Genomic DNA, 13,156 nt, shown 5'->3' with positions numbered 1-13,156 from the left:
CATCAATAGACCTGTGGGAGCGAGCCTGCTCGCGAAGAGGCCGGCACATTCAACTTCTTCATTGACTGAGCGTATGTCTTCGCGAGCAAGCTCTCCCACAGGGAATGGGTCTATCTGACTAATGTGAACCCACCACCATCGAGGTAAACGGCGCGACATACGCCTGCAACGTCACCAGCCCGCCGACCAGGATCGCCAGCACGATCGAGTGGAAGAACACGTAACGCAGGATCTCGCCCTCATGCCCGTACCAACGGGTCGCAGTGGAAGCGACGACGATCGACTGCGCATCGACCATTTTGCCCATCACCCCACCGGAACTGTTCGCCGCCGCCATCAGCACCGGGCTGATACCAAGTTGTTCCGAGGTCACCCGTTGCAAGCCGCCAAACAGCACGTTCGAAGCGGTGTCCGAGCCGGTCAGCGCCACCCCCAGCCAGCCGAGCAGCGTGCCGAACATCGGATAGAAAATCCCCGTCGCCGCAAAGGCCAGGCCCATCGTCGCGTCGAGTCCCGAATAACGCGTGAGAAAGCCCAGCGCCAGCATCGCCGCAATCGTGATCAACGAAAACCGCACCACCCACAGCGTGCGCAGGTATTGCTTGATCAATTGCGGGATCGAATAACCCATCAGCAAACCGCCAACAATCGCCGCCAGCAGGATCCCGCTGCCGGTGGCGGTCAGCCAGGTGAATTTGTAAATCGCTTCCTCGGCTTTCGGCGCCGCAACCACTGGCGGCACCTTCTCGATCTGCAGGTGCAGGTTGGTGAAGGTCACTGCCGGGGCGAAGATCGGGTTGGCCTCGCGCACGGGTTTGCCTTGCGGGTCGAGCTTGGCCGATTGCGTAACCGGGTCAATCACCGGGCGCGTGTCGAACATGTTCTTGAAGCCCTGCGTGCCCCAGGCGAACACGAATAGCGTGAGAATGATCCAGGGCATCCACGCGCGCATCACGGCCGGGCGCGCCTGATCGCTGAAGGCGTCACTGGCGGTGACTGTTTCTTCATCGACTTTCGAGTTGTCGACGCGCCCGGACAGCGCTGCCGAGGTGTGGATGGTCGCCGGTTTCCACACTTTCAGGAACAGCGTCAGGCAGGCCATGGAAATCAGCGCGGCGATCACGTCCACCAGCATCGGCCCGTGGTAGTTCGACACGAGAAATTGCGGAATGGCGAAACTGACCCCGGCCACCAGAATCGCCGGCCACACTTCGAGCATCTTGCGCCATCCGGCGAAGGCCCAGATCAACCAGAACGGCACCAGCACCGAGAAGAACGGCAGCTGCCGACCGACCATCATCGACAGCTCCATCTCGTCCAGCCCGGTGACTTTGGCGAGGGTAATGATCGGTGTGCCCAGGGCGCCGAAAGCCACCGGCGCAGTGTTGGCGATCAGGGCCAGGCCCGATGCGGCCAATGGCGAGAAACCGAGGCCGATCAGGATCGCGCCAGTCACCGCCACCGGAGTGCCGAAACCCGCCGCGCCTTCAAAGAACGCACCAAAGCAGAAGGCGATCAGCAGCAGTTGCAATCGTCGATCGTCGGTGATGCGCGCGAGGGAATCCTGCAGCACTTTGAACGAGCCGTTCTCGGTGGTCAGGCGATGCAGAAAGATGATGTTGAGGACGATCCAGCCGATCGGCAGCAAGCCATTCGCCGCACCGAACAACGCCGCCGAGCCGGCCATGCCCGCCGGCATGTCGAAGGCGAAGATCGAAATCAGCAGGGCGGACGCCAGCGCCAGCAGCGCCGCCAGATGCGCCTTGACGTGAAAGAACGCCAGCGCCGCAAGCATTACCACCACCGGCACCGCAGCCATCAGCGTGGAAAGCACCGGATTGCCGAACGGGTCATAGATTTGCTGCCAGACCATGGTCCACCTCTGCTTGTTGTTATTTGAGGGTGCAGATCCATTGCATGGGGGTTGGTTGCAAGCAGTATAGGTGGCGTTACGCCGCTGTTCGGCTGCGACGAACAAGCCGACAAACGGTCAATAGTGGCCAGTGAATCAACGTGCTTTTGCCCGGTCGTATTTGCGGCTGCGCGCACTGCGTCCGAAGACGCGGGCAGCGTGGCTATTTTCCGTCGTCAAGACCTTGGGTTTTAGGGAAGTGTTGAATGAAGCAAGCGACAACCATGCTGCTCACTGTGACCGCCGCCGTATTGCTCAGCGGCTGTATTGCGGATTTCGATGATGATCATCGGCATGGCCGGCATTACGACCGCGACCATGGCCGCTATTACGACCATGACCGGCGCTGGGACGACCGCGATGACGACCGCCGCGATGGCCGTCGTTATCACCGCGATCGCGATGATGACTGAATGAATGAAGAGGGCGTTGCCGCTAACGGAACGCCCTCTGTGCATCAGTTGAAAAAACGAGCGTTCGCCTGGACGCGGGATCGCGCAGGCACCGAGGCCTCGTGACCGAGCAAATGGGTGGCGAGTATGTCGCTCAGAAAGCGGAACTGATCGTTGAGGCCGACCACTTCATTGCTGAAATGATTGCTTGCGGCGGGCATCAGCAGATCGTCGAAGTCTTCGTTGAACACCAGCGCCTGAGCCTTGCGCGGCACGACGTGCTGTTGATAGTAGTTGCTGCCGAACACCGGGAAACTCACGGAGAGGGTGACTTGGGTGTGGACCATGATGTAAACGCCTGGTTGTGTGTCGGATGAGCTAATCGTGCCTTTGGCGAGGGAGGGGCGGAAGGCAATCGTGGCGATGGTGGATATCGACGACAGTGATGATGAACGGGATTCCCTTTTAGAGCGGGCTTGCTCGCGAACGGTATCTCAGTCGATACATGGGGTGACTGACGCACCGCTTTCGCGAGCAAGCCCGCTCCCACAGTCGATAGCTGACACTCCTCAGAGCCTTGGCAACCTCCAAACCAGCCGGTCCTGGCACGCCACCAATCCACAGCCATGCCGAAAAACCTGTGGGAGCGGGCTTGCTCGCGAAAGCGGCAGAGCAGTCAACATCGATGGCGACTGGCAAGACGCTTTCGCGAGCAAGCCCGCTCCCACATTGGTTCGCGGGGTTCTCCACTAACATCAGCCAAGCAGCCACAAGCCTCGCACCTATACTCAAATCTGCACCTCCCCAAGCCAAAGGACACCACCACCGTGAACCCGCGCGCGCTGGTCGTCGCCGCACTGTTTCTGTTTGCCGGCTGCTCCACCTCGGCCCGGGCGCCGGTAACTGCGCCGCGAGCCGTGGTGGTGTCGGCGCACACCTGGCAGCAGATCGACCGCGAAATTCTCAGCGCTTCGCAGCAAGCCACCGACCAGGTGAAGTTGTTTGCCCGTGGCTCGATGGAACATTGGCGCACTCGGATCTATCAGCAAACTGAAGAAAATTTCATCCCCTGGTTCAGCAGCTACTGGACCCAGGAATGGCTGTCGATGAAGGTCAGTTGGTACACGATCAGCGCCGGCGGCGAGCAGGACGCTTCGGCGAAACGGCTGGCGGCGTATCTGCTTGAGCAATATCAGGAAAAGGTCCTCGCACCGGTCGCAGTGGAGGTTGACCCGGACGCGATCCTGGCTCAGGCCACGGCGTTTTACGCGCAGTTGATGGCGCAACAGATGCCGCTCATCGCTCAGCGTCATGGCGTGCCGATTGCGCAGCTCAACGCACGCTTGCAGAAAATCCCTGCCATTGCCCTAGGCCCACCGCCTGCACGGGATGCTTCGCTGTTCAAGGTGATCAGCACCGAACCGCTGAACACTCTGCCGGCGTACGCCGCGCTGATCGACAAGATCCACACCGACGGCGGCACCAAAGGCATTTCCTCCACCGACGCGGCGATGGCGCCGGTGGCCAAACGCGCCAGCCAGCGCATCGAAGCGGAAATGGCCCCGCGCGGCGCCGCCAGTGCAGTGGCGGCAGCGGCGGGCAAACTGGCCGGAGCAATGATTTCGGTTGGCGTGGCCGGCATTCGCGCCATCATCCAGGCCAACGATCGCCCCGACAGCGAAGCGCTGATCCGCAGCAGCCTTGGCAACACGTTCGACAAGGCCTGGCTGAAGTTGCTGCAGAATCCGACTACGGGGGTGATGGCGGGCACGTTGCACATGGCCGGGCAGGTCGAGGGCAGTTTGGGTGCACATGAGGAGCCGCCGGTCGGGCTTGGGGCAGATGGTGCGCAATGGCGTCCACCGCAATCGCCCAGTCAGCAGATCGAACCCCTCCTCCTGCAGGCCCGATGAAGTTTGACGGCCAGCGGATGATTTCGGCGGTTTGAAAACGCTTCCTGTACCGACTCCTGTGGCAGCGTGCAGTCGCAGCGCTTGCCACAGAGCCTGGAGCGCCAAGTCGAGCAATCAACGTTGACGCCAGACGCCTTTGCCGCTCAACCGCGACCGGTCATGCGCCACGGTGAAATTCTGCTGCGGGCCCTTCGGCACCACCCCGGTCGGGTTGATGGTTTTGTGGCTGCCGTAGTAGTGATGTTTGATGTGCTGCAAATCCACCGTCTCGGCAATCCCCGACCATTGATACAGCTCGCGCAGCCAATTGGACAGGTTCGGGTAATCGGCAATGCGCCGCAGGTTGCACTTGAAGTGCCCGTGGTACACCGCGTCGAAGCGAATCATGGTGGTGAACAGACGCACATCGGCTTCGGTCAGGTATTCGCCGCTCAGGTAGCGATTGGCGCCGAGCAACTGTTCCAGATGGTCCAGCTCAGCGAATACTTCGTCGAATGCCTGCTCGTAGGCCTGCTGCGACGTAGCGAACCCGGCGCGGTAGACACCGTTGTTCACTGCCGGATAGATCCGCTCGTTCAGTGCATCGATCTCGTTGCGTAGCGGCGCGGGGTAGAAGTCCAGGTCATTGCCGGTGAGGCCGTCGAAGGCGCTGTTGAACATGCGGATGATTTCCGCCGATTCATTACTGACGATGCGCTTGAGCTGTTTGTCCCACAGCACCGGTACCGTCACACGCCCGGTGTAGTCAGGGGTATCAGCGGTGTAGCGCTGGTGCATGAAATCGAAGCCATCGAGTTTATCGCCTGTCGAGCCGAGCGCCTTGTCGAAGGTCCAGCCATTTTCCAGCATCAGCCAGCTGACGACCGAAACGTCAATCAGGCTTTCCAGGCCTTTGAGTTTGCGCACGATGAGCGTGCGGTGTGCCCAGGGGCAGGCGAGGGAGACGTAGAGGTGATAGCGCCCGGCTTCGGCAGCGAAACCGCCGTCACCGCTGGGGCCGGGCTGGCCGTCGGCGGTTACCCAGTTGCGGCGTTGCGCTTGTTCGCGCTGGAATGCGCCGTCCTTGCTGCTTTCGTACCACTTGTCCTGCCAGTGGCCGTCGACAAGTAAACCCATGATCAAGACTCCTGAAAACCAATATTCGTTGGAGTCGAGTCTATTCCTGTGAGTTCGAACAAAAAGCGCAAAGATCGGGCGCTAATCATCGGTTAGATCGATGTGTTGCGTGTCGCCCAATACTGCTCGGCGGTTGCAAACGCCTCTTCACGCTGTTGACCGAGGCCGCGCAGGGCGAGGGCCATGGTCGCAATCAGGGCCATGTGCGGATAACTGTCGACCACGTCGCCTCGCCAAACCGCTTTCAAGTGTTCGATGTCCAGCGAGGCGGGTTTGACGTGACGTTGCGCTGACAGTTGTGGCCATTCTTCATCCCAGCTCTGGCCGCCGCTGGTGCCATACAGATGGCTGGTGGCGTCAGGGTTGATCTCGATTTCACCGCCATCGCCCTTGACCACAATGGCCGTGTCGCCGAGCAAGCCGCTCGCATCGCGATGCACCGCCTGGTAGCCCGGATGGAAAATGCTCTGCAGGCCACAACGTGCACCGAGCGGATTGAGGATTCGCGCCAGCGAGTGAATCGGCGAGCGCAGGCCCAGGGTATTGCGCAGATCGATCATCTTCTGCAACGGCGGCGCCCAGTCCATCAGCGGCATAAAGGCCAGTGCACCGTTGTCCAGCGCCGCGCCGACCTGCTGCCAGGTGCGGCACAAAGGGATATTCAGTTCGCCCAGCAGTTGTTCGCTGTACAGGCGTCCGGCCGTGTGTGCGCCGCCGCCATGCATGAAGATGCGCACGCCGTTCTGCGCCAGGCATTTCGCCGCCAGCAGGTACCACGGCAGATGGCGCTTTTTGCCAGCGTAGGTCGGCCAGTCCAGATCGACATTCAATGCCGGCGCCTGCAAGCGTTCGCGCAGGGCTTGGGTGAACCCGGCCATTTCCTCGGCGCTTTCTTCCTTGTGCCGCAGCAACATCAGGAAAGCACCGAGCTGGGTGTCTTCAACCTGATCGTCAAGCACCATGCCCATGGCCTGGCGGGCTTCCTCCCGCGTCAGGTCGCGGGCGCCGCGCTTGCCTTTGCCGAGAATGCGCACGAATTGCGCGAACGGGTGCTCGGCGGGCGTTTCGAGGGTCAATGCTGGGAAGTCGTTCATAGGCAATTCGTCGGTTTGGGCAGGCCCGCCAGTTTCGCGGCGAGTTTGGCAGGGGTGCCTTTGAACAGTCGGTTGAGGTGCAGACTGTTGCCTTTGTCCGCGCCGAGTTTCAGCGCGGTGTACCTGATCAGCGGGCGCGTGGCAGGGGACAGCTGGAATTCGCTGTAGAAGCTGCGCAGCAGCTCGAGGACTTCCCAGTGTTCGGGGGTCAACTCGATATCTTCGGCGGCGGCGAGGGCGGCGGCGACTTCAGTCGACCAATCGCTGAGGTCGACGAGAAAACCGTCCTTGTCCAGTTCGATGGCGCGGGCGCCGACGGTCAGAGAATTCATAGCCAGCTGTTGACCTTGTCATGATGGATCGACAGCTCGACGAAGGCCGGGTAGTCGACGGCTTTGGCCCAGTCCGGAACCGCAATCGCACGTGCTTGTGCGTCTTCAATCAACACAAACAGGTTGATGGGTCGCTCTTGCAGGGCTTCGAACGGGGCTGTCTCCGGCTGCAGCGCATACACCGCATCACCGGACAACAACACAGCATCGGCGCTGCCGAGCAAGCGCAGGCAACTGCTCAGGCGATCGTCGCCGAACGGGGAATGAGACAACACATGCAAAGTCGACATCAGAGGGTGATCACCTGGTCGTAACGGTCAATAAGGGCGGTGATTTGTTCAATGGCAAGCGGCTGCGCTTCGTCCAGCGACACCTTGCCGAGGCCGCGCGCAATGGCGCTTTGCGCGCAATAGTACAGCTCTTCGACACCAAACATCGGCAGCGCCTGCAGATTGGCGCTGAGGTCTTTTTGCTGCAAGGCTTTGGCGTTTTGCCCGGCGGCCAGTTGCAGCACGCCGTCATCGAGAAACAGCACGCCAAGCGGCAGATCGAACGCGCCACCGGCCAGCACGATATCCAGCGCTTCCCGCGCGCCTGGGCCGGACCAGGGCGATTGGCGGCTGATGATCAAAAGCGATTTGGCCATGTCACGCGCCTCCGAAGCAGATGAGACGGTCAGCGTCCTGCACGGCGTCGTGCAACTGACCAAGGCCGGACAATTCCCACGGCGCGCTCAGCGAAATCGCTTCACGCTGGTAACGCTTGGCTTCCTCTTCATTCAACACGCCACGGCGCAGAGCAGCGGCGATGCAGACCACGCCATCAAGTTGCTTTTCGTTGATAAAGGCGCGCCATTGTTTGGGCAGGTCCAGCTCATCCTGCGGTGTCACCACCGCATCGGAGGCATTGAATATGCCGTCCTGATAGAAGAACAGCCGGACAATCTCGTGCCCGCCGGCCAGCACGGCCTGGGCGAACAGCAGGGCCCGGCGCGAGGAGGGCGCATGGGCAGCAGAAAACAGCGCAATGGCGAACTTCATGGTGGACTCGATCAGCGAAACTGCGGCCATGATAAAGCTTTATTACGCCAGCCGCGAAACCCGGGTTTCACGCAGATACCTTTGTTGGAGCTGCCGAAGGCTGCGATCTTTTGATCTTGAAGAGCAAAATCAAAAGATCGCAGCCTTCGGCAGCTCCTGCATCAATTCGGAGTAATGCCGTAGAGATCGCAATACTCGATCCAGTCCATCCCCGCCATTTCCGCGACTTCCCGATGCACCTCAAGCCGTTGCGCCTGATAGTCCTCTGGCGATTCAGCGGTTAGCTGCAGCGTCAGCTCCCAGGCAAACAATCCTTGGCTTTCCGCCTCAGCCTCAAATGCTTCGTGCAAGCGCTCTTCGCGATACTGCGCCTGGGTTTCGCCCTTGGCCTGGGCCAGCAGCGGGTTGAGATGATCGAGGGTTTCACGCAATTCGGGTCGCGCCTCGAGAAACAGTTTCAGAGCCTGTTCATGCCGCTGGTCGCTAGGCGCCATGTAATTTCCTTGTGTGACGGATGACGGTAGGGTGCCGCAGCTGCTCGCGCGTGTCGCGCATAAAAACAGTAAAGCAGAACGATTTGCCGCGTTGCGGTGCTACAGTCCGCTTTTTTCACGATGAGCAAATGCAATGCGAATGCTGATGGTAGCGCTGGCGGCGGCCTTGTTGGCCGGGTGCGCCGGTTCGGTGATGAACGATGCTCGCACCAAGAGCCCTGACAAGGTCCTGACCTCCGACAAACCCGAAAAAGACGTCGCCCGCTGTGTGCAATTTGCCTGGCAGGACGAAGCGGTGTTCGGCGTCGACGCGGCAGCCTATCTGGAACCGCGCAAGTCTGGCGGCACGACGGTTTACACGCGTTCGGCGGAGTCGTTTGTCGATGTGATCACCGAAGCGTCGGGCACGACGTTGAATTATTACGCGCAGCAAAATGATTTCGTCGCGATGCGGCGGATGGCCGCGATGGCGACCTGCCTCTGATTTTGCGTCGAAATGGCCAGTATTCTCGACAGGAGGCTCGCTCCCACATTGGAACGAAGTTCGACTTGTGGGAACGAGCTTGCTCGCGAAGACGGCGGCACATTCAATCGATCAGGCGCTTCTGAAAGTAGTGCCGCTTGTGCCCTGGTGGGTAATCAACGATTTCCCCAAACTGGCTGAAACCCAGCTTCTTGTAAAATTCCGGCGCCTGAAAATCGAAGGTGTCGAGCCAGAGGCCGTAGCAATTCTTTTCCTTGGCCAGGGCTTGCGCTTGAGCCATCAATTTCGAGCCGATCCCCTGTCCGCGACACTGTTCCGGCACTGACAGCAGTTCGATGAACATCCAGCGAAAAATCATTCGTCCATACAAGCCGCCCAATATCGCGCCATTTTCGTCTTTGACCATCAAGGCGAACGGCTCGGATTTCGAGCCGCCGGTTTGTGCATCGTTGTACTCGATCAGCGGCTGCAGAATGGCCTGCCGCTGTTCCTCGGTAGGGTTCTGCGTCAACTCGATACGCAAATTCATGCATGACTTCCTTGTGTAATCGGACCGCCAGCCTAACGCGTCCTGGCAAGCGCCTCCAAGCCCTTCGACCAAACAAGCGGAACCGTCGATCAAGCGCTGGGGTCTAGGCTTTATCGCGTCTTGCCCTGAGCGCGATTGATGAGGAAATCCCGTGAATATTTTTGAAGCCCTGCGCGAAAGCCACGAGCGCCAGCGCACTTACGCCAAAGCTCTGATCGCGACCAGCGGTGACAGCCCTGAGCGGGTCGAGGCCTACAAGCAGCTCAAAGCAGAACTGCAAGCGCATGAAACCGCCGAAGAGCGGCACTTCTACATCCCGTTGATGGAAATCGACGAAGGCGTTGATCTGAGCCGCCACGCCATCGCCGAGCACCACGAAATGGACGAGATGATGGAAGAACTCGACGAGACGGAAATGTCCAGTCCGGCCTGGCTGGCCACAGCGAAAAAACTTTCGGACAAGGTTCATCACCACCTCGAAGAAGAAGAGCACAAGTTCTTCCAGATGGCCGGCAAGCTGCTCGACGACAAACAGAAAACACAGCTCGCCGGACAGTACGAAAAGGAGTATCAGGAGCAATTGTCTTGATCGGCCAAGGGCAGCACGTCATGTGCTGATGTGGATCGTCGCCAACACCGGCAACGCGTTTTACCAGGCCTTCGACGTCGACTTCCAGTAACAGCGGCGACTGAACCTGCCCCGTAGCGCTGCCGGGCTTTTTTTGTCGGTGCATTTGTTCGACCATGGCGGTCCACCCATGAAGACAGGATCAGACGCGATGTCCAACACAGCCGCACGGGTCAACATCGTCGACACTCAGGTGTTGTCCCACGATTGGTATCTGCTGAAGAAAATCACTTTTGATTACCACCGCAACAACGGCGAGTGGCAACGCCAGACCCGTGAGGTCTACGACCGGGGCAACGGCGCGGCGATTCTGCTGTTCAACCGCGAAAAGCGCACGGTGGTATTGACCCGCCAATTCCGCTTGCCGGTGTTCGTCAACGGCCACGATGGACTGCTGATCGAAGTGGCGGCGGGACTGTTGGAAGGTGCCGCACCTGAACAGCGCATTCGTGACGAAGCCGAGGAGGAAACCGGTTACCGCGTGCACGACGTGAAGAAAGTATTCGAGGCGTACATGAGCCCCGGTTCGGTGACCGAAAAGTTGCACTTCTTTATCGCCGAATACGATGCCGCCTCCAAGGTCAGCGACGGTGGCGGCCTGGAAGAGGAAACCGAAGAACTGGAAGTGCTCGAATGGAGATTCGATGAGGCGCTGGCAGCGTTTCAGCGCGGCGAAATCTGCGATGCCAAGACCATCATGCTGTTGCAATACGCGGCGATGAATAACCTGTTCGGTTGATGAAAGATCGCAGGCTTTAACGCATTTTCATGTGGGAGCTGCCGAAGGCTGCGATCTTTTGATCTTTCTGCCTAGAAAAGATCGCCGGTTTTACCGATCTGCGCCCACCGGCCGCCTTCAAGTATCAGCAAGCGTTCTTTGGCTTCAAGCCCTCCGGCAAACCCGGTGAGTTTTCCCGAAGCGCCGATCACTCTATGGCACGGCGCAACAATGGAAATCGGGTTGCGCCCGTTTGCGGCGCCGACCGCTCGAACCGCCGCCGGATGGCCAATCTGCAAGGCGATCTGGCTGTAGGTGCGTGTCTCGCCAAACGGAATCGTCAGAAGGGCGGCCCAGACTTTTTTCTGAAATTCGCTGCCGACAAAGTCCAGCTCGAGATCGAAGCGATTCCGTGTCCCGGCGAAATACTCTTCAAGCTGGCGCGCGGTCCGCAACAGGATCGCACTGTCCGGCGCTTCGCTCAGCGGGCCGAGCCTTACCCGATTCGGTCTGTCGTTTTCCCAGAGGATGGCCGCGAGTCGACTGCCGTTCGCGACCAGCTTCAACTCACCCACGGGCGAGGGCAAGGTGATGAACGTGTAAGACATGACGGCGACTCCGGCTCAAGGCGATGACGTGGCTCAGCATACTGGCTGAACGGGGAGGCGCGATACGCAAAGCCGACCATACTGCTTGTTGCTCCTGAAGCGTTGCCTGCGTTTGGCGCAGCCCCCAACAACAAAAAAAGAGATCGACTCATGAAGTACGAACCTTTGGCCAGATCGCTCATTGCGACCACCCTGGCGCTCAGCTGTCTCATGGCTCACGCGGCGTCAGTGGCGCCGGTTGCGGCGCAAAACGGCATGGTGGTCACCGCGCAACATCTGGCGACCCACGTGGGTGTCGATGTGTTGAAGAGCGGCGGCAATGCCGTGGATGCAGCCGTGGCCGTGGGCTATGCGCTGGCAGTGGTCTATCCGGCTGCGGGCAACCTTGGCGGTGGCGGTTTCATGACCATTCAGCTGGCGGACGGGCGCAAGACCTTCCTCGACTTCCGCGAGAAAGCGCCTTTGGCAGCAACCGCCAACATGTACCTGGACAAAGAAGGTAACGTCATTCCAGACCTGAGCACGCGCGGTCACCTGGCGGTCGGCGTACCGGGCACCGTGTCCGGTATGGAGCTGGCCCTGAGCAAATACGGCACCAAACAGCGCAAGGAGATGATTGCCCCGGCAATCAAACTGGCTGAAGACGGGTTCGAGCTGCAGCAGGGCGATGTCGAACTGTTGGAATACGCGACGGATGTGTTCAAAAAGGACATGCGCGACTCGGGCTCGATCTTCCTCAGCAACGGCGAGCCGATGCAGGTCGGGCAGAAACTGGTGCAAAAGGATCTGGCGAAAACCCTGCGGACGATTTCCGACAAGGGCGCCGACGGCTTCTACAAAGGCTGGGTTGCCGATGCCATCGTCACGTCCAGCCAGGCGAACAAAGGCATCATCACTCAGGCTGACCTCGACAAATACAAGACTCGCGAACTGGCTCCGGTGGAGTGCGATTATCGCGGCTACCACGTGGTCTCGGCGCCACCGCCAAGCTCCGGCGGGGTGGTGATCTGCCAGATCATGAATATTCTCGAAGGTTATCCAATGAAAGACCTGGGCTTCCATTCCGCTCAGGGTATGCATTATCAGATCGAAGCCATGCGCCATGCGTATGTTGATCGCAACAGCTATCTCGGCGATCCGGATTTCGTGAAGAATCCGATCGAGCATCTGCTGGACAAGAATTACGCGACCAAACTACGCGACGCCATCCAGCCGCAAAAGGCCGGCGTATCGGCCGAACTCAAACCCGGTGTGGCGCCCCATGAGGGCAGCAACACCACGCATTATTCGATCGTCGACAAGTGGGGCAATGCCGTTTCGGTCACCTACACCCTCAACGACTGGTTCGGCGCGGGCGTTATGGCGAGCAAGACCGGGGTGATTCTCAACGACGAAATGGACGACTTCACCTCCAAGGTCGGCGTGCCGAACATGTACGGGCTGGTTCAGGGTGAAGCGAATGCCATCGCGCCAGGCAAGGCGCCGCTGTCGTCGATGAGTCCGACCATCGTCACCAGGGACGGCAAAGTGGTGATGGTGGTCGGCACGCCGGGTGGCAGCCGGATCATCACCGCGACCTTGCTGACCATGCTTAACGTCATCGATTACGGCATGGGCCTGCAGGAAGCGGTCGACGCGCCACGCTTCCATCAGCAGTGGATGCCGGAAGAAACCAACCTGGAGGATTTTGCCGCCAGCCCGGATACGAAAAAGATCCTGGAAAGCTGGGGCCACAAGTTTGCCGGACCGCAGGATCCCAACCACATTGCCGCGATTCTGGTCGGCGCGCCGTCACTGGGTGGCAAACCGGTTGGCAAGAACCGCTTCTACGGCGCCAATGATCCACGGCGCAACACTGGCTTGTCATTGGGTTACTGAGCGGAGTAAAAAAGGGGC

17 protein-coding genes and 1 pseudogene are annotated in these 13,156 nt (G+C 59.7%); 7 read left to right on the top strand and 11 right to left on the bottom strand.

What is annotated here, in order from left to right:
• Positions 1 to 118 precede the first annotated feature (118 nt).
• The gene (locus ACP7D9_RS10545; RefSeq protein ID WP_426157234.1) at positions 119 to 1,873 is read right to left on the bottom strand and encodes an L-lactate permease; all 1,755 of its coding nucleotides are present in this window, start codon (positions 1,871 to 1,873) and stop codon (positions 119 to 121) included.
• Positions 1,874 to 2,118: 245 nt separating this feature from the next.
• Between ACP7D9_RS10545 and ACP7D9_RS10540 the strand changes: the two genes are divergently transcribed.
• Complete coding sequence (locus ACP7D9_RS10540) at positions 2,119 to 2,325, top strand: hypothetical protein (RefSeq protein WP_016775135.1); 207 nt, start codon at positions 2,119 to 2,121, stop codon at positions 2,323 to 2,325.
• A 44-nt stretch (positions 2,326 to 2,369) separates the two neighbouring features.
• Here ACP7D9_RS10540 and ACP7D9_RS10535 read toward each other — a convergent pair whose 3' ends face one another.
• Entirely contained in the window at positions 2,370 to 2,651 is a 282-nt protein-coding gene (locus tag ACP7D9_RS10535; protein ID WP_313002985.1) for a hypothetical protein, read from the bottom strand.
• A 480-nt stretch (positions 2,652 to 3,131) separates the two neighbouring features.
• On the opposite strand from ACP7D9_RS10535, the gene ACP7D9_RS10530 reads away from it, so the two are divergent.
• Entirely contained in the window at positions 3,132 to 4,217 is a 1,086-nt protein-coding gene (locus ACP7D9_RS10530) for a hypothetical protein (RefSeq protein ID WP_426157231.1), read from the top strand.
• 114 nt (positions 4,218 to 4,331) lie between these two features.
• On the opposite strand, the gene ACP7D9_RS10525 is transcribed toward ACP7D9_RS10530, so the two are convergent.
• The 7 genes from ACP7D9_RS10525 to ACP7D9_RS10495 all read right to left on the bottom strand — a co-directional run bounded on the left by ACP7D9_RS10525 (position 4,332) and on the right by ACP7D9_RS10495 (position 8,293).
• Positions 4,332 to 5,333 (bottom strand): glutathione S-transferase family protein, encoded by a 1,002-nt coding sequence (locus ACP7D9_RS10525; RefSeq protein ID WP_426157229.1) that lies wholly within the window; start codon positions 5,331 to 5,333, stop codon positions 4,332 to 4,334.
• A gap of 92 nt (positions 5,334 to 5,425) precedes the next feature.
• Positions 5,426 to 6,427: a glycosyl transferase family protein gene (locus tag ACP7D9_RS10520; protein ID WP_101162628.1), complete on the bottom strand. Its 1,002-nt coding sequence runs from the start codon at positions 6,425 to 6,427 to the stop codon at positions 5,426 to 5,428.
• On the bottom strand, positions 6,424 to 6,759 hold the full coding sequence (locus tag ACP7D9_RS10515) for a TusE/DsrC/DsvC family sulfur relay protein (RefSeq protein ID WP_313002969.1): 336 nt from the start codon (positions 6,757 to 6,759) through the stop codon (positions 6,424 to 6,426). The genes ACP7D9_RS10520 and ACP7D9_RS10515 overlap by 4 nt, the downstream gene beginning before the upstream one ends.
• The gene (tusB, locus tag ACP7D9_RS10510; protein ID WP_101162626.1) at positions 6,756 to 7,049 is read right to left on the bottom strand and encodes a sulfurtransferase complex subunit TusB; all 294 of its coding nucleotides are present in this window, start codon (positions 7,047 to 7,049) and stop codon (positions 6,756 to 6,758) included. Before tusB ends, ACP7D9_RS10515 begins: the two co-directional genes overlap by 4 nt.
• Positions 7,049 to 7,405, bottom strand: coding sequence for a sulfurtransferase complex subunit TusC (gene tusC / locus ACP7D9_RS10505; RefSeq protein ID WP_101162625.1), 357 nt, complete (start codon positions 7,403 to 7,405; stop codon positions 7,049 to 7,051). The genes tusB and tusC overlap by 1 nt, the downstream gene beginning before the upstream one ends.
• 1 nt (position 7,406) lies before the next feature.
• Complete coding sequence (gene tusD / locus ACP7D9_RS10500) at positions 7,407 to 7,799, bottom strand: sulfurtransferase complex subunit TusD (protein WP_313002958.1); 393 nt, start codon at positions 7,797 to 7,799, stop codon at positions 7,407 to 7,409.
• 161 nt (positions 7,800 to 7,960) lie between these two features.
• The gene (locus ACP7D9_RS10495) at positions 7,961 to 8,293 is read right to left on the bottom strand and encodes a DUF6388 family protein (protein ID WP_101162624.1); all 333 of its coding nucleotides are present in this window, start codon (positions 8,291 to 8,293) and stop codon (positions 7,961 to 7,963) included.
• Positions 8,294 to 8,426: 133 nt separating this feature from the next.
• Here ACP7D9_RS10495 and ACP7D9_RS10490 point away from each other — a divergent pair, with 133 nt between their 5' ends.
• On the top strand, positions 8,427 to 8,777 hold the full coding sequence (locus ACP7D9_RS10490; RefSeq protein ID WP_426157225.1) for a hypothetical protein: 351 nt from the start codon (positions 8,427 to 8,429) through the stop codon (positions 8,775 to 8,777).
• 103 nt (positions 8,778 to 8,880) lie between these two features.
• Here the strand turns inward: ACP7D9_RS10490 and ACP7D9_RS10485 are convergent, their stop codons facing one another.
• A complete protein-coding gene (locus ACP7D9_RS10485; RefSeq protein ID WP_313002946.1) occupies positions 8,881 to 9,306 on the bottom strand; it encodes a GNAT family N-acetyltransferase in 426 nt (141 codons plus the stop codon).
• A 151-nt stretch (positions 9,307 to 9,457) separates the two neighbouring features.
• Here ACP7D9_RS10485 and ACP7D9_RS10480 point away from each other — a divergent pair, with 151 nt between their 5' ends.
• The 3 genes and pseudogenes from ACP7D9_RS10480 (at position 9,458) to ACP7D9_RS10470 (ending at position 10,673) form a co-directional block, all read left to right on the top strand.
• Entirely contained in the window at positions 9,458 to 9,895 is a 438-nt protein-coding gene (locus ACP7D9_RS10480) for a hemerythrin domain-containing protein (RefSeq protein ID WP_426157222.1), read from the top strand.
• Positions 9,896 to 9,911: 16 nt separating this feature from the next.
• A pseudogene (locus tag ACP7D9_RS10475) lies at positions 9,912 to 9,986 on the top strand (chitin-binding protein); the annotation flags it as partial.
• A 99-nt stretch (positions 9,987 to 10,085) separates the two neighbouring features.
• The gene (locus ACP7D9_RS10470; protein WP_101162620.1) at positions 10,086 to 10,673 is read left to right on the top strand and encodes an NUDIX domain-containing protein; all 588 of its coding nucleotides are present in this window, start codon (positions 10,086 to 10,088) and stop codon (positions 10,671 to 10,673) included.
• A 71-nt stretch (positions 10,674 to 10,744) separates the two neighbouring features.
• Here the strand turns inward: ACP7D9_RS10470 and ACP7D9_RS10465 are convergent, their stop codons facing one another.
• Positions 10,745 to 11,260: a methylated-DNA--[protein]-cysteine S-methyltransferase gene (locus ACP7D9_RS10465; RefSeq protein WP_101162619.1), complete on the bottom strand. Its 516-nt coding sequence runs from the start codon at positions 11,258 to 11,260 to the stop codon at positions 10,745 to 10,747.
• A gap of 150 nt (positions 11,261 to 11,410) precedes the next feature.
• Between ACP7D9_RS10465 and ggt the strand changes: the two genes are divergently transcribed.
• Positions 11,411 to 13,138 (top strand): gamma-glutamyltransferase, encoded by a 1,728-nt coding sequence (gene ggt / locus ACP7D9_RS10460; protein ID WP_313002935.1) that lies wholly within the window; start codon positions 11,411 to 11,413, stop codon positions 13,136 to 13,138.
• The last annotated feature ends 18 nt before the right edge of the window (positions 13,139 to 13,156 follow it).

It is taken from the genome of Pseudomonas sp. TSRC2-2 (assembly GCF_049897785.1).
Classification (GTDB): Bacteria; Pseudomonadota; Gammaproteobacteria; order Pseudomonadales; family Pseudomonadaceae; genus Aquipseudomonas.
This window is presented reverse-complemented; position numbering and strand designations above follow the sequence as displayed.